The following is a 21,112-nucleotide window of genomic DNA, read 5'->3' on the forward strand; positions in this document are numbered from 1 at the left end:
CCACGCAGGCAGCCCCATCAATTTGTTTCGTACCAATCAACGGCCCGGACGGCTACTGATTGCGGATCGCCCAAAGCTCCATCTGCAATCCGGGATATTGCCCCGACACATGCACCGCGATCCCGCCCGAAGTGGTCATCTTGCTCCAATACGGGCTGGCTGCGTCCAGTTCGAAATAGACCACGCCCGAATGGTACGGGATCTGGCGCGGCGCGACCGGCAGCGGGCGCAAAGTGATGCCCGGCAGGGCCGAGTTCACCAATTGGCGGATTTCCTCAACCGGGCCGGTCTTGGCCTGACCCGCGAAGTGCCGCCGCACGTCTTCGGCGGGGATATCCGCATTAACTGCCAGCACAAATCCGGCCGAGCCGATCAGCTTGCGATCAGCAATCACACCGACGCTGATGCCGTATTTGCGCGGCTCCAACGGGATCGAGATCGCCGTCTGCTCCAGCACCGAGCTGAGATATTGGCGCAGCACTCGGATCACCGGGGCAAAGCTTTCGGTCAGGTTGTCGTGCTGATAGGCGGGGAATTGCACGGCTTCTTTCTCGGCGCTCATGAACGTGGCCAATTCACCGGCAAGGGCTGCGCAAACGCGGTAGGCGTGTTCTGGATGCACGTTTTCGATATTGGCGAAATGACGCACCAGCGGCAGGTTGCGGTTGATCACCATCAACAGCAGGAAATCCGAAATCTCGGCAGCACCCTTGGCAGGTCCACCTTCGGACAGCCGCCCGGCTAATGCCTGCATCCGGTGCGACAGCATCCCCTCAAGCTCGTTCATGAACCCCGCCAATGCCGGGGCTGCGCGCACATCCAAGACCGAGGGCACAAAGCCGCGATCCAGGACAATCTCTTTGTCCGGACGCACTTCGATGATGCGGGCAATCGGAATGGCCAGCTTGTCGGCCAGATCGTCTACCGCCAGCGCAAATTGCAGCCGTAGCTTGCCAACGCCCAGCGTCACCGGCTTTTTCTGCTGGCTCATCACGTCGGTGATTTCCTGTTCGGCGGGACGCAGGCGGCTGACGGATTGTTCCGCCCCGCTCAGATCCACCTCAGACGCGCCTTGCCGCCGCTGCGGTACGGTCAGGTAAACAACGCAATCCTTGATCGTTTCGGGCACTTCCAAAGCGGGCGGATGGTCTTCGGCTTGCGGTACGCGAAACACCTGCCCGTCCGGCGTCAGCCCTGAACAGGATTTAAGCGCAATTTGCCCGACCTTGAGCACTTCGTCATCCAGCTCAAACGCACTCAGCCCCCAGGCATAGGGTGTCACCCGGCGCGCAAGCCCGGCCACCAGCGCCTCTGTATACCGGTCGGCCTGCTGGAAATGGTGGGGCTGCAAAAACAACCCTTCGGTCCAAAGCACCTTGCTGTCCCAGGACAATGGCTGCCCTCCCTTTTTATTGCGCCCGATGGGGCGCTACTTCAGCTTTTCCAGCTGTTCCTTATACGCACGCGCGAATTCCCGGCTGAAGAGATCGTGAAAATCATTCTCGGCCTGATCCGAAATTTCCGCATACATCTTTTCATACACTTCCCAATATTGGGCCTTCTTACCCTTGAAAAGTGACCCAAGTTTGCCGGAGCCTTCGATTTTCCCGGCCAGCACCTCGGGGTCGAGCCGCGACAAAACGCCTTTGAGCGCGGCCTCCATGCCTGTGACCATGGCAACTTCATGGGCCTTGATATCGTTCAACGCCTCGGCGGTGGCCTCCTCAGAAGCGAGGTAGCCTTTGACCCGCGGTTTCACCAACGCCTCGATCGCCTGTTCGGCGCTGATCGAGAATTTTAGTGGGTTGTTTCCGCCTGCGCTGATCATCGTCTGGTCAATGCGGAATTCAGACTTGATCGAGGTACGCGTCATCAGAATTTCGCGCAGACCCGTGATCATTGCCCGTAACACGCGCCCCATCCGGCCCATCGTGGCGGGCAGATCGGCGTCGTCGATGCGCAGATCGTCCACCTCAAGCGCCTCAAGCAGCGCGCGGGCGGCGGATTGATCGCCGCTTGAAGCAGCAGGCGCAGGCGTTTCGACCACTGTGGGCTCATTCGCAGGCTCGGGCGCAGGCGTCGGAGCCACAGGTTCCGACGGCGGAGGTGGGGCCGCACGCCCGCCCGGTGTTGGCTTGGCCGGTGGAGCGGCCGGTTCCGGCGGTGACGCAGCAAACGGGTCCGAAGAGGACGGCTCTTGCGGCGACAGGAAATCGTCATCCCAATCGTCGGGGATCAGGTTCGCGCCGCCGCCACTGGCGGGTGCTGAAAACGCATCCGTGGCCGAGGGGTTGTGCATGGGGTCGCTCGCCCCCAAGCCCTGATGCGCATCGGCAGGTTTGGCAAAGAACGGGTCATCATCACCGAGCGGTGGCAGCAGTCCGTCCATGGGATCAGGCGTTGCGATCTGACCCGGTCCTTTAGGGGCTTCACCGCCCAGCAGGTCATCCAGAAAATCCCCTCCCGGCGAGGACGCGTCCAGCAAATCCAGCGGATCCGGCGCGTTTTGCGACTGTCCGGGCGAGACATTGCCCTGCTGCATCGGCTGCGGGATCATCTCTTCGAACGAGGGTAAATCGGCGCCGATCTCGACCACCATCTCATAACCGCCCGCCGTCAACACATCGCCATTGTTCAGCGGTGTCGGCGTTCGACCCAAAGCAATCTTTGAATAGTTCAGAAAGGTCCCGTTGGTCGACAGGTCCACGATCACCACGTTGCCATTGTGATCCTCGATCACGAAATGGTTCTTGCTGAGCGTCCGCTCGGGGTCGGGCAGTACAAGATCATTGGCCGGACCACGCCCTACGGTCAGCGATCCCCCCTGCATCGACACAGGACGCCCGTCGCCCGGCACAATGCCGGTGGATTGGAATTTGATCGTGACCGTCATTCTTCTGTCTTCATCCTCCGACCAGCACGGTAAATTCACCTTTGACGATAGGTCCGCCACAGGCGCAGGTATCCATCACCCGCGCAGCTGGCATCTTGCCAATCAGTACCGTCGCCGAGCCTTTGATGATCGGGTGCGGAAAGGCGGGTGTGGCCATGTCAAAAATGCGAGCGGCAGGCATCTTGCCCACCAACACTGTGGGGCAGCAGGGCGGCAGGATCGGCATCGGCGCAGGCACCGGCGCGGGGGGCGCAGGCGGCGGGGCCAGAAACGTACAGGTGTGTAGATCCGCGACGCGGGCTTGTGGAAATCCCATGTCTATTCCTTCGCCTCGAGATTGCCGTTTCCACCACGAGCGATATCAAGGCCACGGTCGATCAGCAATTGCACATAGGCGTCGAAATCGCCATCATGATAGCCCATCGCTGTGACATTCATCGCAAATGCCAGCGCTTCGGCTGCGCCATGCGGGGCCGGCATCGACGCAAGCTCGCCCGTGCCAAGCGTGCCGTCGGCATAGAGCACGCCCATGGCGCAATTTATGGTCTCATCATCGGGCTCGGCCAGATCAATCGTATGCTCGGCCTTTTCGCGATTTTCCTGCGTCGGGCGAAACACCCAAGCCTCAGAGGCCGCCAGAGATGGCGTGTTGTGATCGGGCGCGGCTCCGATATAGTCACGCGCAGCCAGGCACGACCACCAGACCCGTTCGCGCGGCGGTAGAGCCACGCCCAGCAATCGCAACATGTCAATCGGTGCGCCTTTTTCTTCAAGCTCGGCCAGAACAACGTCCAGAGGCGCACTGGCCGGTGCATCCAGCTTGGTGCCCAGCCGCGCATTGGCATCCGCCAACATCCGGGCGGCAGGCATCTGGGGTGTCTTGGTCAAATTGGCAAATCGTTCGCTCATCCGTTCGCCCCTTAGTTAATCATCGTCACGCCACCCTTAAGGGTCAGCATAGCATCGCCACTGACCGTCGTCAGTGGGCTTTTTGCGTCCATCTTGGCGGTCGCCTGCACATTGATCATTGTGCTTTTGATCGTCACCGAGGTCGGATCCAGCTTAATTGACGAGGTCCCGACTTTCAGCTCGATTGACTGCATGGCTGTCATGGTGATCTTGCCCGCCTTGGCATCGACCTGAATGTTCCCCAGTTTCACAGTCGTCGTTTTGTTACCGGAATCGACCGACGTGACCATGTCGCCTTGCTTGATCGTTTCGGTGTCGTTGCCGGTAACGGTACGGGTGGATTTGCCCTCGATCGTTTCAGTCTGGTCAGTCTTGATGCTGACCTTCTGGCTGCCGGTTTCAATCGTGAAGGTATGATCCCCTTCCTTGATCGTTTCATTCACGTCTTTCTTCACCACCTGGCTCAGGCAACCGTCGCCGCCGTTGCCGCCCGTGTCCAGCTTGTCGTAGCCTATCGTGACCGTGGACTTGTTCTTGACCAGCTTCTCATGATCCTTCTGCGCCTGAAAGCGCACCAGTTCCGCATCCTTTTTGTCTTCGAACATCAGTTCGTTAAATGTGTCGGGTTTGCCTTTCTCGGACGACCGGGTCCTGATCCCGGACTGCGTCTGGTTTGCCGGCAGATCATAGGGCGGCATCGTTTCGGCGTTATACAACATACCAGTGCAGATGGGTCTGTCGGGATCGCCCTCTTCAAACTGGATGACGACCTCTTGCCCGATCCGGGGGATATGGATCATGCCCCAGTTCTTACCGGACCACGGGGTGACAACACGCACCCAGCAAGACGTCTTCTCATCCTTCTTGCCCGCACGATCCCAATGGAACTGTACTTTAATCCGGCCATATTTGTCGGTGTAGATTTCCTTGCCCGAAGGGCCGGTGACGACGGCCGTGTGAAGCCCTGCAATCTCGGGCCAGGGCGTGGTACGGGCGTTGCGATACTGGACCTTCTTGGGCTGAACGTCGAATTCAACCATATACATTTCGCTATTGTCTTCGGGAAATTCCAACGCGCCTGTATCCAGGTCTTTGGAGTTCTTTTCAAAACCGTAGCCTTCGGTCGTCTGTAGATAGAAGGTAGCCGCAGTGACCAGATATTCCTGGTTCTGATCTTTGTCGGGATGTTCCTTCAGAGTGAAGGTCTTGCCCACCTCCATCGCCCGGACCGAGGCACGGCCCCGGCGGCGGTCATATTCGGTTTCTTCAGCCTCCATCCGAACCTGCGCGCGGGGCTTGCCCTTGTTGGCGTCAATGTAGTGACCGGGCGTGTCATACAGCTCGTACTTGTTGTGCTTGTGATCGGGCGAGAGGGTGGTTTTCGACACCGAGGCCATTTTGGCACTGGGTGTCTCAAAATTGAAATCTCCTAAAGCAACGACACCGGGAACGATTTGCTGCGCGCTGGCCCATTCGGTCACGCTGTCGGGCAGGCGCTGTTCATAATCGTCGCCCGCCCGGTAAAACAGGTCCGACTTTCCGGTCAGCGGCGTGTGCCCCGACAGCCCGTCACACAGGACCAACGTTTCATATTTGTTATTCGCCTTCGCATAGTCGAAGAAGTAATAGATGCCCTCTTCCTGCATCAAGCGTGAGACAAAGTCGAAATCGGTTTCCCGGTACTGAACGCAATATTCCCGCTGTTCATAGGTTCCGCTCAGCTTCTTCTGGAAATCCGAGAACCCGTGCGCTTTGAAAACGTCCTCGATGATCTTGTCGACCGTCATGTTCTGGAAGATGCGGCTGTTGGTGGTCTGTTGCAGCATCCAAAACCACGGGCGCAGCTCGGCCAGCAGATGCACGAACCCGTCCCGCAGCGCCAGCCGTTCAACGCGCACAATCGTACCCGTGAACTTGCGTTCTTCCCCCTCGACCGCAGCCATATGGATAGTAAGAATTTTACCCAGCAGCTCTTCCAGCTTGATGGTTTTGTCGGGCGACAGCATCTCGACCTGGATCTCAGTCAGTTCACCCATCTTCTCGGTGATGATCGCGCGACGAATGACAAGCTCGTCTTCCTTATATTTGTAACTGCCCGTGATCCGAAGCGGCCATTCCTTGCTTTGCAGACTGTCAGACATTTCCTAATCCTTCCAAATCGCGTTGGATACGCCGTTACAGATCAGCCAATAATGCGGCCAATTCCGGGTCCATTTCGTCGTCATCCTCGTCTTCTTCCGCATCGTCATCGAAGGAAGCAAGGAAATCATCCAAATCGTCCGAGTCACCAGAACCGGTATCGTCCTCTAGCCCCAGATCATCCAGATCAAAGTCATCCTCGACTATCGTTTCATCAGACTCTTGGTCATCGGGTTCGGGCGCATCAGGTATATCCGGCGAAGGCGCCGGGGCGGGAACACCGGACCACGGCCCCAGAATCTCTTGCCCGGCGACCGAGTTGAACGAGCCCAGCCGGATCTCATCCCGTCCCTTGACGGACAGCACCGGCATATAGCCCCGCTGAACCGAGTGTTCGTGCTTGTCCATTGTCAGGTTGCGTTCGGTACAGGGCAGCGCCACCTGGTCACCGTATCGGTCTAGGACGAAATGATAGGGCACCCCACCAAGGCTCATAACGGACCCCAGATTCATAGCCTTGCCATTTTGCTTAAAGGACTGTGCCAACAGGATTGTCACCAACACCGCCGGATTGGCCCACAGCATCCCACGCAGACCTTCAGCTTCGGTGAATTCCTCGAAGTCGAACTCATATATCGGCTCTGACTTGGCCCCATAGGGCCGTCGCAGCATAAAGCGGGGTGAGGCAAGCCCGACATGCCCGGCCTCGGGCATCGCGCGGAACGTATCCCAGGCTTTAACCACCAGCGGGTGGCGATCCTCTTTCTTGATGTCCAGATAGGCGGGGGTGATCGCGCTAATGAAAGGCGCATCCACATGGGCCGCGACCCGGCCAATACGTCCCAGCAACTCGGCATGGGGCGGGGTTTCCTCAAACGTATAAAGCCCGATCAGGGCGGAATAGCCGCCGCGCCCGTTTTCCTCATCCAAGGGTTCCTCGGTCAGAAGACGGACCAACCCAGTCTGGGCCAGATCCTCTTCCGACGCCAGATCGGCCGCAATCTCCTCGGCCGAAACATCATAGAGGATCACGTCCAGCGTATCGTCATCCTCAACGCTGCGCGCGATCAGGTCCAGACTGCGCCACTGCGCCTCGATCGACTGGAATTCGGGATGATGCAGAACCATGCGCATCGCCGTACTCAGCGCCTCATCCACCGCTGTTTTCATCGCCGCAACGTCCGGGCTGGGCAATTTGCGAATATGCGGCCCGACCACCCGTTTCAGTAGATCATCCACCGGAGAAGGCTGCGCCAGCTCTCCGCTCGTATCTCCGATCAGCTTCTGAAAATCACTGAGTTTCAGATCAGCCCGCACGGTATTTCCACCCGACGTTTTGCGCGGCGGAACCACGGCCTGCCCGAATTCCTTGCCCCATGCGGTCAACTGCTTCGCCGCATGTTCGGCGGTTGCCCCGGCGCCGAGCTGGCCTTTCAGGCCCGACAGCCCTTCAAACAGCGCGACCTTTTCATACAGCTCGTCGGGGTGCAGATCGTCCAGTTCGGTCAGCTTGACCTCAATCCCCGCGCCGTCCTTACCGATGGGCAGAACCAAGTTGGTGGCAAAGCTTGAGATCACATCTTCGACTGTATCGGCGTCCAGCAGGATCGGCGCGCGCGCAGCCAGCGCATCGCCAGTTTCCATCTGCCCCCGCGCCGCACGGCCCGAGAAATCACCGAAGATGGCAATGCGGAACCGGCTGCGTTTCAACTGTTCCGGCTCGGGCCGGTCGGCGCTCATGCGGCCAAAGGCCAGCACCGGTTCGCCATCCGTCTTGACCTCTTGGTAAACGGATGCGTCATCCAATTCGTCATCGCCTGAAAGCAAGTCATCCAAATCGGCATCGCCCTGTTCTTCGGATTCGGATACGTCATCCAAATCCCCCAACAGGTCGTCCAGATCCAGATCATCCAGGTCAACTTCGCTGCTTTCCTCGGTTCCAGTCTCGTCTTCTGCCAACAAGCTGTCCAAATCGAGGTCATCCAAGTCGGGCTCTTGCGCCTCGCCGTCGCGTTCGGTGTCATCAGCGCTCAAATCGCCCAGAAGATCATCCAGGTCCATGTCGTCCGCGCTGTCCGGCTCAGTAGCGGTTTCAGCCAAATCGTTCAGCAGCGCGTCAAGATCATCGTCATCCTCTGCGTCCTCATCCGGGGCAGCGTCGGCAAGATCGCCGAGAACGTCATCTAAACTGTCTGCGTCCTCATCCTCGTCAATGTCAGGCAGTGACGCCAGGACGTCATCGGTGTCATCACTTGCGTCAACCTGCTCAGAGGGAGCCTCGGCAAGATCAGCCAAAAGGTCATCAAGATCAGAGTCCTCATCGTCAAACTCGGCCACATCGGGCAACGACGCCAGAGCCTCTGCCGCAGAGCTTTCGTCAGACGTGTCCTCATCGGGAGCCATGTCAGCAAGATCGCCCAGCAAGTCATCTAAACTGGTGTCTTCCGGATCGTCATCAGGAACTGCATCGGCCAAATCGGACAGAATATCGTCACTGTCATCGGAAACCTCGACTTCAGCCACATCGGGCAACGACGCCAAAGCCTCTGCCGCAGAGCTTTCGTCGGACGTGTCCTCATCAGGAGCCATGTCAGCAAGATCGCCCAGCAAGTCATCTAAACTGGTGTCTTCCGGATCGTCATCAGGAACTGCATCGGCCAAATCGGACAGAACATCGTCACTGTCATCGGCATCCGCGACATCCGCCACATCGGGCAATGACGCCAGAGCCTCTGCCGCAGAACTTTCGTCGGCTGTGTCCTCATCAGTAGCCATGTCGGCCAGATCGCCCAGCAAATCATCCAAACTGGTGTCCAACGCCTCATCCTCTGGCGCCGCATCGGCGAGGTTTGACAAGACATCCGAGTGATCGGCCGCACTTGTGTCTTCGACCTCAGGCAACGACGATAATGCGTCCTCGAGAGCATCACGTTCTGTAACTTCTTCCGGTGCGCGATCCGCCAGATCAGACAAAACACCTGTGGTATCATCCTCGGCGTCTTCATGTGTCACCTCAGGAACCGAAGACAAGGCCTCTTCGACCGGACGATCCTGTTGTGCGTCGACAGGAGCGGATTCCGCCAAATCTGAAAGCACATCCGCAAACTCATCCTGCGGAGTGTCAGTATCGACAGTTTCGGGCAAAGAAGCTAAGGCGTCATCCACAGACCTGTCTTCCGGTGCGTCTTGCGGCGCAGCAGCGGAAAGATTTGATAAGACATCTGACGTGTCATATGTGGGCTCTTCAATTTCAGCGTCGGGCAGAGAGGCCAAAGCATCGGCGACCGAGCGATCATCAGGAGCTTCCTCTGGCGCCATTTCGCGCAGGGCATCGAGTGTTGTCTGTGTATCTTGCTGATCAACCTGACTACTGGCCAACGTTGCCAACAACGCAGGATCAGCCAAGATCTTCTCGATCAGCGCCTCTGCACCTGCCTTGCCATCCATATACGCCATAAGAGTAGCCAACTGCGTTCGTGCATCCAGCAGCTTCTGCAATGGCTCGATCTTGGCGGCGATCTGGGCCGGGTTGAAATCGTCCATTTTCTCGAATGTCAGATCGACCGACAGGTTGCCCTCGCCGGTCAGCGTGTTCGGCACCGCGAATTCGACGCGCGGGGCCATCGCCTTCATGCGGTCGTCGAAATTGTCGACGTCAATCTCAAGAAACTTGCGGTCGGAAATCGACGGGGTCTCGGCGTTGGATTTTCCTGACAGGTCGCTGAGCACGCCCATCACAAATGGAAGTTGGACCTTTTTTTCGGCCCCGTACAATTCCACGTCATATTCGATCTGAACGCGCGGCGCCCGGTTACGCGCAATGAACTTTTGCGAGTTGTCAGCCATTGCCTTGTCCTTTCAATTCCGCGACCTCGCGGCGGAGGGCTTTAACCTCGACCATAAGCTCCATCACGTGTTCGTCCACGATATCCGTTTCACTGCGAACAAGGTCCCGAAGGTGCGAAAACTCTTCCACTGACTCGTCTTCAACCGCCGACTGCATCGTGTTGACCAGTAGGCCAATGAACAGGTTCAATACCGAAAAGGCAGTTATGACGATGAAGGGGACAAAGAATATCCAGGCCGTCGGATGCACGTCCATCACCGGACGTACGATGCCCATCGACCAGCTTTCCAGCGTCATGACCTGGAACAGCGTGTAAAGCGACCGGCCCAGCGTGCCGAACCAATCGGGGAAGTCTGGGCCGTACATCAGCGTGGCCATGACGGCAAAGACATAGAACACGATCGAGATCATGATGATCACCGCGCCCATCCCCGGCAGCGCGTCCAGCAGCGCCTGCACCACCGACCGCATCTGCGGAATGACTGACAGCAATCGCATCGCGCGAATAACACGCAACCCCCGAAGCGCCGACAACCCATCACGGTTAGGCAGCAGGCCAAGCGTTACAACCACAAGATCGAAAATATTCCAGGCGTTATTAAAGAAACTCAGACGGTAAGCGTAGAATTTGAGCAGCAATTCCGCCACAAAAATTCCCAGCACGACAGTGTCGATAACCCGAAGGACATGGCCAACATTGGCCTGAACCGAAGGTGAGGTGGACAGTCCCAACGTGATTGCGTTGAAAATGATCACACCCAGAATTGTGTTGGTTACCGCCTTGCGTTCGACGAACGCGCGCACGGTTTCGCGGAGCGTTTCGCTCTTCTCGATACCGTCTTCCACCCTTGCCTCCTGTCGTCTTGCTGGTGCCGAGCGCTCGTGTGATGCGCCCGGCCTTTTTAGATGTCGATCATCCTACAGCATCACTGATATTGTCGATCATACCTTTCACGGTCTTGATGTTGGTGAACATGTTCTTGGCTTCTGTCGCGATCGTTTTCTTGTCCAGCGCCTTGATCTTGTCGATGATCGCTGTGTCATCCACCTTTAGTCCGTTACCTTCCATCAGAGTGTTCATTTCGGTCAGGAAACTTTCCCGATCTTCCAGCTTTTTCGACAATTCACTGGCCGAACGTTTAACATTCATACACTCCGCGCCCAGTTTGATGCCTTCTTTCAGGGTTTTCGAACCTCGGGCAGCCTTCATAAGCTTGTCTGCAGATGCGCCCAGGTCATCAACTTTATGCCGCGTCTTCGTCGTGTGTTCGCGATATTTCTCTCTGGCTTTCTTGGCGTCATCCGCCTTGCCTTTGACTGCCTTGGCCGCAAAATCCAGCATGTTCTTTGCGATTGTCTTGGGGTCTTTGCCTTTGGTGACTTCCTCACCCATCGCCACCGCTTTGGCGGTGAACTTCTTAATCGCTTCCAGAGGCTTTTTCACAGAAATACCCGAAGTATCCGTAATGCCCTGACGCTCTGCCGCCTGCATGATGACGCTTTCGCGCAGCTTCATGTAGTTCTGGATAGCCTTGTACAGATCCTTACGCAGTTTTTCCTCGCCCTTCAGCTGTTGCTGAAGTTCTTTGCCCAGAGAATAGACCTGCTTGGCGATGGTCTTATACGCCATCGCATCCGCGCCTGAAGTTGCGACCAAACGCGCGACGGCTCCGCTGATCTTGACCACACCCATGGTCACTTTGACCGTGGTTTTGACGCGCGCTTCTTTCAGCAGCTTGTCTTTGTTGGCCTCATCTTTCAGCTTTTTTTCGATCGCCACCTGGGCCGCGCTTTCGGCGGAAGCCATGGCATTCTTGATGGACTGGTTGACGCCTTGAATTAGCTTTTCAGCTTCAGCCTGGGACTTTTTCCCAGGCGTCTTCATCAATTCGCCGACCTTCTTGTCCAGCTTGATAGCTTCTTGAGTGATGGTCTTTTCGTAATCATCCAGCACTTGCCGGCCGGCGTCTTCCAAACGTTTCAACGCCGTCGAGGGCACCGGATCGGGTTTCTTGAGCTTGCCCGATTTCGTGATTTCAAACGCCACATCGACCCGGTATTTCGGGATTTCGATGTATTCCAGCTTGGGCTTCGATCGGATCAGATCAACGACGTAAAACTTATGTTTGGTGACTGTTGTCTTTGCCATCTAGGGGGTCCTCCACTGGCGAAATTCTATTGGTTTGTGATCCGTCAAAGCGCGGTCTCGCTCAGTCAAATCCATAAGTGAAGTCGCCGTCTGTGACATTGATCACGACTTTGCTAACTTCTTGGCCATCCATCATTCTTTTCAGGAATTCAGCCGAGATATCGGGCAGCATCGTGTTGGTCACAATCGCGTCGATCATACGCCCTCCGCTATCCAATTCCTGACAGCGGTTGACGATCTCTTCGACCACCGCATCCGTGTACTCGAACGGCACACCATGCGCCTCTTGCACGCGTTTCTTAATGCGGCCCAGTTGCAGCTTGGTGATCTCGCCCAGCATATCGGGGCTGAGCGGATAATATGGGATCGTCACCAGACGTCCCAGCAGCGCAGGTGGGAACACTTTCAGCAGCGGGTCGCGCAGCGCCTTAGCCATGCCTTCGGGTTCCGGCATCAGGTCGGGATCGGCGCACATATCCATGATCATTTCGGTGCCGACATTCGAGGTCAGCAGGATCAGCGTGTTCTTGAAGTCGATCACGCGGCCTTCGCCATCCTCCATCACGCCCTTATCGAAGACCTGAAAGAAGATTTCGTGTACGTCGGGGTGGGCCTTTTCAACCTCATCCAACAGCACAACGGAATACGGCTTGCGCCGCACCGCCTCGGTCAAAACGCCGCCCTCGCCATAGCCGACATAACCCGGAGGCGCGCCTTTCAGGCTGCTGACCGTATGGGCCTCCTGATATTCGGACATGTTGATGGTGATGACGTTCTGTTCACCACCGTAAAGCACCTCGGCCAGCGCCAACGCGGTTTCGGTTTTACCGACGCCCGAGGTACCTGCGAGCATAAAGACACCGATGGGCTTGTTGGGATTGTCGAGCCCCGCGCGGCTGGTCTGCACACGCTTAGCGATCATCTTCATCGCGTGGTCCTGACCGATGACGCGTTGGGCCAGACGGGTTTCAAGGTTCAGGATCGTTTCAATCTCATCCTTGACCATTCGACCCACGGGGATGCCAGTCCAATCACCAACGACACTCGCCACCGCCTGATGATCAACGATGGGCAAGATCAGGGGGCTGTCGCCCTGCAGTTCTTCCAACTCGTTGTTCTTGGCTTTTAGCTCCGCCAGCAGCGCATCGCGGTCGATGGATTGTGCATCCGGCGCTTCTTCGGTCGCGGCTTCGCCCTCTGCGGTGCCGGTGCCTTCGACCTCCTGCCCGCCTGCGCGCAGCTTAGCTCGCAGGTCGAGGATTTCCTCGACCACTTTCTTCTCAGCCTCCCAACGCCCGTTGAGTTCGGCCAACCGCGCCTCTTCCGCCTCTTTCGCAACATTCACCGCCTCGCGCCGGTCGGCCACGTCATATCCGGCGGTTTCATCCCGTTCGATGATCTCCAACTCGGTGGTCAGGGCCTCAATCCGGCGTTGGCTATCATCCACCTCGGCCGGCACCGCGTGCTGAGACACCGCGACACGCGCACAAGCCGTATCCAGCAGGCTGACCGATTTGTCCGGCAACTGCCGTGCGGGGATATAGCGGGCGGAAAGCGAAACGGCCGCTTCGATCCCCTCATCCAACACCTGCACACGGTGGTGTTTTTCCAGCATCGAGGCAATTCCCCGCATCATCAGAACCGCCTTGGGGATATCGGGCTCTTCGACGTGTACAACTTGGAATCGCCGGGTCAGAGCCGGGTCTTTTTCGATGTATTTCTTGTATTCAGCCCATGTGGTCGCGCCAATGGTGCGCAGCGTACCGCGCGCCAGTGCCGGTTTCAGCAGGTTGGCCGCGTCGCCAGTTCCTGCGGCACCCCCTGCCCCGACTAAGGTGTGGGTTTCATCGACAAACATCACGATGGGCGTCGGGCTGGCCTGAACCTCGTCAATCACCTGACGCAGACGGTTTTCAAACTCGCCTTTCATGGAGGCACCGGCCTGTAATAGGCCCACATCCAGCACCAACAGGCGTACATCTTTCAACGCGGGCGGCACGTCGCCGCGCGCAATCCGCAGAGCGAACCCTTCGACCACGGCGGTCTTACCTACTCCAGCCTCACCCGTCAGGATCGGGTTGTTCTGACGGCGGCGCATCAGCACATCGACGATCTGTCGAATTTCTTCGTCACGACCCACGATCGGATCAATCTCACCGTTGCGAGCCTGTTCGGTCAGGTCGGTGCAGAACTGCTCCAGCGCCTCACCCTTGCCCATGGCACCGGGGGCCATCGCGCCGCTGGCCTCGCCCGGCTCGGCCCCGCCACCGACGTTTGAACCATCCTGCGCGCCCAGCGTGTCCTCGGGCGAGCCATCGGTGGCTTCGGCAAACTTGTCGGCCAGATCATCGGCACCGATCTTGGCCAGTTCTGGCGACATGCTGGCCAGAATGTTGCGCAACGCAGGCGTCTTCAGCATACCAAGGATCAGATAGCCGGTGCGCACCTTGCTGTCGGAATACAGAAGCGAGCCCCAGACCCAGCCGCGCTCCATCGCGTCCATCAGATGATCGCTTAGGTCCGAGATCGAGGACGCCCCACGCGGCAACATATCCAGCGAACGGGTTAGTTCGGACGCGATCTTGCCGGGGTCCAAATCATAGTGCTGGATGATGCGGTGAATATCACTGTCCTGACCGTTCAGGATCTGGTGCAGCCAGTGCTGGATTTCGACATAAGGGTTGCCCCGCATCTTGCAGAACACGGTTGCCCCTTCGATCGCCTGATAGCCCAGCTTGTTCAGCTTGCCGAACAGCGACACGCGGCTGATTTCCGTCATCTTCATTACCTCTCGTTATGGACCGGTTCAGCGGCCTCAAATTCTTGGTTCATATATCCGGCGTAGAGGATCAGATCGTCGACATCCGGACGCATTTCATCCGGGTCGTCGCGGGTTCTGATCCAGCTTGTATGGCCCAGCTGCGTTGTACCGCCTAGCGAGGCGCGTGGGACTTCGTCACCGGCCAACACCAGATTGACCTCCCAATCCAGTGTATCTCCGACATACGTGCGAAGAATGGACTCGAGCCGTTTTTGCGATAAACCTCCGGGCAGAAGGCGTTTGTAATCCTCGAAAGAGACCGGCCCCAGTCGGATGCGAAACTTGGCAGAGCGCGACCAGACCCGGTTGCCAATACTTGTGGACTGCCCCAAACGCGCGGGTCCACCCAACTGCCATGTATCGTCGGGTTCAAGTTCAAGCCAGCTGCCGACGAATTGCTGCACATGAGCCTCGACGCCGAAATAATCAGACAGAATCGCGATAAGCCCTTCGACGGTCTTGGTTCCTGATCCCAGATGTCCGGCGAAAAACCGACGCAACATGTCAGGCATTTCGTCCCGGTCATCGAACCCGTCTCCCTTGAACCCGGCCAAAGCGGCAACGCGTTGTTCGAAGGGATCATCCCCACGGTCAAAACTGGGGGCTGGTTCAGCGGCCGACCATGCCCGGTAAAGCAAACTCATCATTCGATGTGTCAGCATGTCGGTAAAGGCGACAAAGGTCGGATCTCGGTGGTTACGCAACCGGTCTCGAGCGAATTCCGTCAGATGCAGCGGTAAAGGCCCTTGCGGGCCGAAATAGCCAAAAAACAAATTGCTCAGCTTACCGGGTGCGCCGTCCGTTGCCGGTTCGAACCGGGTCAGCGTGGTGGGCGGAAAGGCCAACGACACGTCCTGACCCAGTCGCACCTTGTCTTCGTGCGGACGGCGGGATTCACCCAGACGCGGCGCGTCGGCGTAATGCGCCTCGATCACGCGAAGCGCCTGAAAGACGTGATGCCTTTCAGGATGTGCCGCCAGAGCGGCAAGCAGGTTCAAATGACCCTGCCCAGGCCCGCCGCTGGTCGCCATCTGGCAATCTCTCCTCGTCTTTCGGTCTTAAGAACAGTTTCCGTAAAGCTGTTGATGGTTGTGTACTTTCGAAAAAACCGTTCCAGTACCGCACCCAGAACATAAACACTGGTGCCCTCATAAAAGCTTTCGTCAAAGCCCAATGTGATCTCGAGCCCGCGAACGGCGGTGCTGAGAACTTCGTCGCTCATGCGCCGTACAATCGGACGGCTGCTAACGGAAACAACACCTTCTAGTTGCTTTTCCGTCACGCGGTTGCCCAGAGGGGCGTAAATTCCCAACAATTCGCGCAGCGCCCCAGCGCCGCCTTCCTTGCCGTCGCCGGCGATGGACAAGTAGTTCAGGCTCAGATGGCTGATCAGTTTCCAGGCCGCATCGCCTTGTGCCAGCGTTGCATGAGGGCGTGTGGGCGTCACCGGAGTGCGCACGGATTTGACTGGGCCCCCTTCGGGCAAGTGGAAAACATCCGCGCCTCCTGCTGCCAGAAGCATGGGAAGATCGCGGTTCGAACACAAAGCCTCGACCGCCAACTGATCCAGCGTTCCCGGATAAGGTGCTTCGGCCCGGTCTACCAGAGACAGATACACCTCGGATCCAAGATACGAGGTGCGCACGCCGCGCAGACGTTCTTTTTCATTGCGCTGACGCATACGGCGTTTGATCGTGTAGTAGGCCGAATGATTATCGCCCGCAGCCGTCAGATCAGTTTCGCTGTAGAAGGCACGAAACGGGATGTCCCCTTCCTCGTCAGACTGAATTCCAGTTACCCGGTCTATCGCGAAAATCTCAAAGTCCAGCCCTGCTGTTCGGTTAGGAACGACGTGATGTTCGATATCCATTTGGGTAATGTGCACCCGGTCGCATCTGCGACGGAACAAGTTGACGGCAGGAACAGCATTCAACGCGAACGCTGCAGGTGCGACCGCCGGAGCAACATCACGCATCCCGTCGCGCAACAGAACGTAGATGTCGACATCGGTACCCGTTGATTGCCGCAACGCTGGCTGCAACTCTGTCAGCTCTACGAACAGAAACCGTTCAGGCATTGAAAAATATTCTTGAAGCAACCGGTAGCCATCAAAGGATTGGCGCGGCGTCGGCAATAGGGCCTCTTCCCGTTCAAACCCTTTGGGAACCGCATCCGCTCCAGTCAAGCGGACGGTCCAGTCAGCACGTCGATCCGTCGACCGTCCTGTCAAACCGACACATTGTGTCGCCAGAAGTTCGTGCAGCGCCCAAGCTTTGCCGCTTTGAGTGTCCAGATGTAGTACAAGCCTGTCCAAGGCCAGCTCTGACATGGGCTCGCCATCGGTCCGATTGAGACGAAGCCTTATACCAGCCCGTGCGTCAGTTTCTTTTGCGACCCCTGCTGCGACCAGTTCACCTCGACCGTCGATATACTCGGCCTCGGTAATCTCGATGGGCCACAGCGTCATATCGGCTGAGGTCGTGAACTCACAAGCTGTCTGTTCGCCTTCGGCCAAATGCGAACGCAGCGTCGTACCACGGGGAATTTCATAACCTTCTTTTAGCGCAGCGTTGCCAATGTCAGGCTCGAATTGGGCAATCATCATCGAGGGCGTAGGGGCCAGATAATGCGGATACACGATTTCGAGAAGGTTCGAGGTAAAGGCCGGGAACTGCATGTCCAGTTCCAACTGAACCCGGGCCGCCAGAAAGGCGCTGCCTTCCAGCAACCGTTCTACATAGGGGTCGACGACCTCAATCCCCTCCATGCCCAGACGCGACGCAATCTTGGGGTAAGCGGCCGCAAACTCGGCCCCCATTTCGCGCAGAAAGGCCAGTTCGGTTTCGTACTGCTTAAGCAACCGGGTGTCCATTACGTCAACTCCGCTCGATTGCGACTTCGCCGGTCGTTATATCTACACGGCTGCGCAAATAGAGTTCCAAGGGCATCGGTTGCGCCCACATGACGGCACGGATGTCATATTCAACATGCATTTCACCCGAGCCCTTTTCAGAACGCAAATCCACTGCAACTGAACCCTTAACGATCCGTGGCTCAAAAACCTCGATGGAGTCGGAAATCGAACGCTGAATACGTTGCGCTTGCCGCAATGTGGAAAAGGCGCCCGACGTCTCGCGAATGCCATAGTTGAGGACAGATTTCGACGCGTGCGGGTAAACGTCTTCATCGATAAGATCGGACTGATCAGTGGTGTTAAGAAGCAAGGACAAATCGCGCTGGATGATTTCCCTAAGCCTTCCGACGTCGATCACACGTGCGTCGCGACCCTCTTTTTGCTGGTCCGGCGCATCGTCCGTCAGCCGATCAAGAAGCGAAGGCTGCAGGCGTTCGGCAAGGGTCTTCTCAGCCATCTCCTGCCGTTTCCCCGGCCTCGGTGGCCACGTTCAGTACCAGTTCGCGCACATCCAACAAGGCGACATCGGATTGATCTGTTGTCAGCAGACGCTGACCCACGCCCACAAATGTATCAGAGCCCGCATCCATCCAACTTGTCGCCCGCGCCAAACGTGCTGCATCATCACCCTGCTGGGTTGTACCGGGATACCGTGTCGGGATCAGCGCAGCGACTTCTCCGCCGCTGGCGACAGTCAATGTGCACGCCGTCCAGACGGCATCGCGCAGATCACTGGGGGCTTCGATCTCTAACCGGGCAATTTGAGAAAACGGGAGCCAGAAATAACGACCGTTTACAATAACTTCCAGAACCGGACCCAGACGCATATCTGCATCAGCGATCCATTCAAATGCCTCACCGTTGACAGTTCCCGAAGTTGCAGGGGCTGCATCAAAGGCTTTCGCCCGCATTTCGGCAGCTTGCTCGAAATTACCTCCGGCCGTCAGTTTCTGCGCTTCGATCAGGTGGGCCAGCCACTCTTCGGGCTCGCCGAAAACCATGGGTGTCTTTTCGGCTGCAAAGACCTTTTCACGGTACACTTCGCAGATGATCGCCTCGCGGTAGGTCTTGGCCATCATCGTGGCCGCCTCATCCATTTCGGCGCTCAGTTTCAACTGCGTGATTGCGCGTTTCCAGTCGCCCATAACGCACAAAAGCTGAAACAGGAAAATCCGCAGTTTGGCATCTGCGGGATTGGCGCGGATTTTGTCTTGCAGCGCAGTAAGCGTGGCAGTCAGATCGCCTGTTCTTAGATGGTCTTCCGGCGTCATGCGGGCCTCGCGTCGTCAGGATAATAATTACAGAGGGCTTGGGCGACATGCGCCGCCAAAGCCCGGATCGTGGTGAAAATCAGCTGACGTCGCCGGTTTCCAAGTTCCACTTGAACTCGTTGCAATCGCTGAGCTTGCCGGTTTTGAAATCTGCGATCTTGTACTTGATCGAGATACCGCGATAGGCGACGGTCCAGTTTTCCGACGGGATTGTTTCCTCACCACCCGTAACCGAGTAGCTGTCCACAATGGCGTCCCGCAGAGTGAAAATCAGATAAGGCTCCATGCCTTTCTTTTCGTCATCGCCCGAGCGGCACAGGTGAATGGTCATTTCACCATTGGCTTTGCCCGATGCAGCATAAGTCATCAACTTGGCAGACGCTTTGCTGAGTTCGGTTTGCAGAGAAACCTTGCCGAAGTTTGCATTCGCATAGCCGCGTTGGGTGGTGCCCATGTCGCCCATGTCCAATGTGCGCGAAACTTCCCAGCTGACCTCTTTACAAGCGATCCAGTCAGTGTGCTGTTTTTCGCGGGCTTCACCCGGGAAGTCCATTTTGATAAAGATGTTTTCCATTTTCGTTTCCTTTGGAGATTAGAGATAGCACTGAGATATTTGAGGTTTGGATCGGCGGCAGTGAAGCACTTCACTCGCCGCCGATCTTTCTCAATTTTAGCCAGCTTTTTCAGACGGTAGCTTGGATACCAGTCGAAGGGATACGGACAGACCTTCCAGCTGGTAATGGGGACGCAAGAAGAACTTGGAAGTGTAATATCCGGGGTTTCCTTCGACGTCTTCGACCACAACCTCGGCCGAGGCCAGTGGCTTGCGCGCCTTCTCGGCTTCGGCGGAAATGTCGGCGTTGAAGTCAACATATTGGTTGATCCAGTCCTGCAACCAGCTTTCCATGTCCTGACGGCTTTTGAACGACCCGACTTTGTCGCGCACCATACATTTCAGGTAATGCGCAAAACGGCAGGTCGCGAACAAATACGGCAGGCGCGCGGCAAGGTTTGCGTTGGCGCTTGCATCCGGATCATCGTATTCCGCAGGCTTGTGCAGCGATTGCGCGCCGATAAACGTCGCCGAGTCGCTGTTCTTACGGTGGATCAGGGGCATCATGCCGTTTTTGGCCAGCTCAGCCTCGCGCCGGTCCGAGATTGCAATCTCGGTCGGGCATTTCATGTCTACGCCGCCATCGTCGGTCGGGAAAGTATGCGCGGGTAGGCCTTCGACCGTACCACCGCTTTCCACACCGCGAATCCGCGAGCACCAGCCATATTCCTTAAACGAGCGATTGATGTTAACCGCCATGCCATAGGCCGCGTTCACCCAGCTATAGCTGTCGCTGTTGGCACCGCTTGTGTCTTCCTCAAACGCAAATGCTTCGACCGGTTCGGTTTTAGAACCGTAAGGCAAACGCCCCAAGAAGCGCGGCATCGCCAGACCGACATATTTGGAATCTTCGCTTTCTCGCAAGGAACGCCATGCGGCGTATTCCGGCGTCTGGAAGATCTTGGTCAGATCGCGCGGGTTGGCCAGTTCCGACCAGCTGTCCATCTGGAACAGGCTGGGCTTGGCCCCGGTGATCAAAGGCGCATGGGCTGCGGCAGCAATCTTCGACATCTCGCCCAGCAGCTCAATATCCTGTGGGCTGTGGTCGAAATGGTAATCCGCCACCAGCGAGCCATAGGGTTCGCCCCCGAACTGGCCGAATTCTTCTTCATAGAGTTTCTTGAAGATCGGCGACTGATCCCATGCGGTACCTTTGAACTTGCGCAGGGTCTTGTGCATGTCTTTCTTCGAGATGTTCATCACGCGGATTTTCAGCATCTCGTCGGTTTCGGTGTTGTTCACCAGATAATGCAGGCCGCGCCACGCGCTTTCCATCTGTTGGAATTCTTCGTGGTGCAAGATCAGGTTGACCTGTTCGGTCAGTTTCTTGTCGATCTCGGCAATGATACCTTCGATCGAGCGCAAAGCGTCATCCGAAATCAGGCCGGTATTGGCCAGCGCCTGCTCGGCCAGCGTCTTAACCGCGCTTTCCACAGCGGTTTTCGCCTGATCCGATTTTGGACGGAATTCCTTGGTCAGCAGCGCTTCGAATTCTGAGGATCCAAACGCTGTTGCGCCTTCGGCGGCTTCTACATTGGCTTCTTGATCGGCCATCT

15 protein-coding genes and 1 pseudogene are annotated in these 21,112 nt (G+C 57.2%); all 16 read right to left on the bottom strand.

Going from position 1 to position 21,112, the window contains the following annotated elements; genetic code table 11:
• Positions 1-52 precede the first annotated feature (52 nt).
• Positions 53-1,393 (bottom strand): type VI secretion system baseplate subunit TssK, encoded by a 1,341-nt coding sequence (tssK, locus tag AC2TAD_RS19580; protein WP_480869812.1) that lies wholly within the window; start codon positions 1,391-1,393, stop codon positions 53-55.
• A 36-nt stretch (positions 1,394-1,429) separates the two neighbouring features.
• A complete protein-coding gene (tagH, locus tag AC2TAD_RS19585; protein WP_480869814.1) occupies positions 1,430-2,893 on the bottom strand; it encodes a type VI secretion system-associated FHA domain protein TagH in 1,464 nt (487 codons plus the stop codon).
• 10 nt (positions 2,894-2,903) lie between these two features.
• Positions 2,904-3,209 carry a PAAR domain-containing protein gene (locus AC2TAD_RS19590; protein WP_170356385.1) on the bottom strand — a complete coding sequence of 102 codons (306 nt, stop codon included), beginning with the start codon at positions 3,207-3,209 and terminating at the stop codon, positions 2,904-2,906.
• Between the two features lie 2 nt (positions 3,210-3,211).
• On the bottom strand, positions 3,212-3,802 hold the full coding sequence (locus AC2TAD_RS19595; RefSeq protein WP_170356384.1) for a DUF6931 family protein: 591 nt from the start codon (positions 3,800-3,802) through the stop codon (positions 3,212-3,214).
• A gap of 11 nt (positions 3,803-3,813) precedes the next feature.
• The gene (locus AC2TAD_RS19600; RefSeq protein WP_480869816.1) at positions 3,814-5,943 is read right to left on the bottom strand and encodes a type VI secretion system Vgr family protein; all 2,130 of its coding nucleotides are present in this window, start codon (positions 5,941-5,943) and stop codon (positions 3,814-3,816) included.
• Positions 5,944-5,977: 34 nt separating this feature from the next.
• Positions 5,978-9,259: a type VI secretion system contractile sheath domain-containing protein gene (locus tag AC2TAD_RS19605; RefSeq protein ID WP_480869903.1), complete on the bottom strand. Its 3,282-nt coding sequence runs from the start codon at positions 9,257-9,259 to the stop codon at positions 5,978-5,980.
• A gap of 51 nt (positions 9,260-9,310) precedes the next feature.
• Positions 9,311-9,787: pseudogene (gene tssB, locus AC2TAD_RS19610) on the bottom strand (type VI secretion system contractile sheath small subunit); the annotation flags it as partial.
• Positions 9,780-10,634: an ion transporter gene (locus tag AC2TAD_RS19615; RefSeq protein WP_170356381.1), complete on the bottom strand. Its 855-nt coding sequence runs from the start codon at positions 10,632-10,634 to the stop codon at positions 9,780-9,782. The gene AC2TAD_RS19615 and the pseudogene tssB, both read right to left, overlap by 8 nt.
• A 67-nt stretch (positions 10,635-10,701) precedes the next feature.
• Positions 10,702-11,937 carry a hypothetical protein gene (locus tag AC2TAD_RS19620; protein ID WP_480869819.1) on the bottom strand — a complete coding sequence of 412 codons (1,236 nt, stop codon included), beginning with the start codon at positions 11,935-11,937 and terminating at the stop codon, positions 10,702-10,704.
• Between the two features lie 61 nt (positions 11,938-11,998).
• On the bottom strand, positions 11,999-14,716 hold the full coding sequence (tssH, locus tag AC2TAD_RS19625) for a type VI secretion system ATPase TssH (RefSeq protein ID WP_480869905.1): 2,718 nt from the start codon (positions 14,714-14,716) through the stop codon (positions 11,999-12,001).
• Between the two features lie 5 nt (positions 14,717-14,721).
• The gene (gene tssG, locus AC2TAD_RS19630; protein WP_480869821.1) at positions 14,722-15,789 is read right to left on the bottom strand and encodes a type VI secretion system baseplate subunit TssG; all 1,068 of its coding nucleotides are present in this window, start codon (positions 15,787-15,789) and stop codon (positions 14,722-14,724) included.
• Entirely contained in the window at positions 15,753-17,630 is a 1,878-nt protein-coding gene (gene tssF / locus AC2TAD_RS19635) for a type VI secretion system baseplate subunit TssF (protein ID WP_480869823.1), read from the bottom strand. The genes tssG and tssF overlap by 37 nt, the downstream gene beginning before the upstream one ends.
• A 4-nt stretch (positions 17,631-17,634) precedes the next feature.
• Positions 17,635-18,129: a type VI secretion system baseplate subunit TssE gene (tssE, locus tag AC2TAD_RS19640; RefSeq protein ID WP_170755844.1), complete on the bottom strand. Its 495-nt coding sequence runs from the start codon at positions 18,127-18,129 to the stop codon at positions 17,635-17,637.
• Positions 18,122-18,943 (bottom strand): type VI secretion system accessory protein TagJ, encoded by an 822-nt coding sequence (locus AC2TAD_RS19645; protein ID WP_170356376.1) that lies wholly within the window; start codon positions 18,941-18,943, stop codon positions 18,122-18,124. Before AC2TAD_RS19645 ends, tssE begins: the two co-directional genes overlap by 8 nt.
• A 79-nt stretch (positions 18,944-19,022) precedes the next feature.
• Positions 19,023-19,517 (bottom strand): Hcp family type VI secretion system effector, encoded by a 495-nt coding sequence (locus tag AC2TAD_RS19650; protein ID WP_170755842.1) that lies wholly within the window; start codon positions 19,515-19,517, stop codon positions 19,023-19,025.
• Positions 19,518-19,613: 96 nt separating this feature from the next.
• On the bottom strand, positions 19,614-21,110 hold the full coding sequence (gene tssC / locus AC2TAD_RS19655) for a type VI secretion system contractile sheath large subunit (RefSeq protein WP_170356374.1): 1,497 nt from the start codon (positions 21,108-21,110) through the stop codon (positions 19,614-19,616).
• Between the last annotated feature and the right edge of the window lie 2 nt (positions 21,111-21,112).

The sequence above is a fragment of the Ruegeria sp. HKCCD7628 genome (assembly GCF_057221005.1).

Coding starts and splice junctions, on each gene's coding strand:
- tagH (WP_480869814.1), bottom strand. CDS start 2,893: ATGACGGTCACGATCAAATTCCAATCCACCGGCATTGTGCCGGGCGAC.
- AC2TAD_RS19590 (WP_170356385.1), bottom strand. CDS start 3,209: ATGGGATTTCCACAAGCCCGCGTCGCGGATCTACACACCTGTACGTTT.
- AC2TAD_RS19595 (WP_170356384.1), bottom strand. CDS start 3,802: ATGAGCGAACGATTTGCCAATTTGACCAAGACACCCCAGATGCCTGCC.
- AC2TAD_RS19600 (WP_480869816.1), bottom strand. CDS start 5,943: ATGTCTGACAGTCTGCAAAGCAAGGAATGGCCGCTTCGGATCACGGGC.
- AC2TAD_RS19605 (WP_480869903.1), bottom strand. CDS start 9,259: ATGGCGCCAGAGGAAGCTCCTGATGATCGCTCGGTCGCCGATGCTTTG.
- AC2TAD_RS19620 (WP_480869819.1), bottom strand. CDS start 11,937: ATGGCAAAGACAACAGTCACCAAACATAAGTTTTACGTCGTTGATCTG.
- tssH (WP_480869905.1), bottom strand. CDS start 14,716: ATGACGGAAATCAGCCGCGTGTCGCTGTTCGGCAAGCTGAACAAGCTG.
- tssG (WP_480869821.1), bottom strand. CDS start 15,789: ATGGCGACCAGCGGCGGGCCTGGGCAGGGTCATTTGAACCTGCTTGCC.
- tssF (WP_480869823.1), bottom strand. CDS start 17,630: ATGGACACCCGGTTGCTTAAGCAGTACGAAACCGAACTGGCCTTTCTG.
- tssE (WP_170755844.1), bottom strand. CDS start 18,129: ATGGCTGAGAAGACCCTTGCCGAACGCCTGCAGCCTTCGCTTCTTGAT.
- AC2TAD_RS19645 (WP_170356376.1), bottom strand. CDS start 18,943: ATGACGCCGGAAGACCATCTAAGAACAGGCGATCTGACTGCCACGCTT.
- AC2TAD_RS19650 (WP_170755842.1), bottom strand. CDS start 19,517: ATGGAAAACATCTTTATCAAAATGGACTTCCCGGGTGAAGCCCGCGAA.
- tssC (WP_170356374.1), bottom strand. CDS start 21,110: ATGGCCGATCAAGAAGCCAATGTAGAAGCCGCCGAAGGCGCAACAGCG.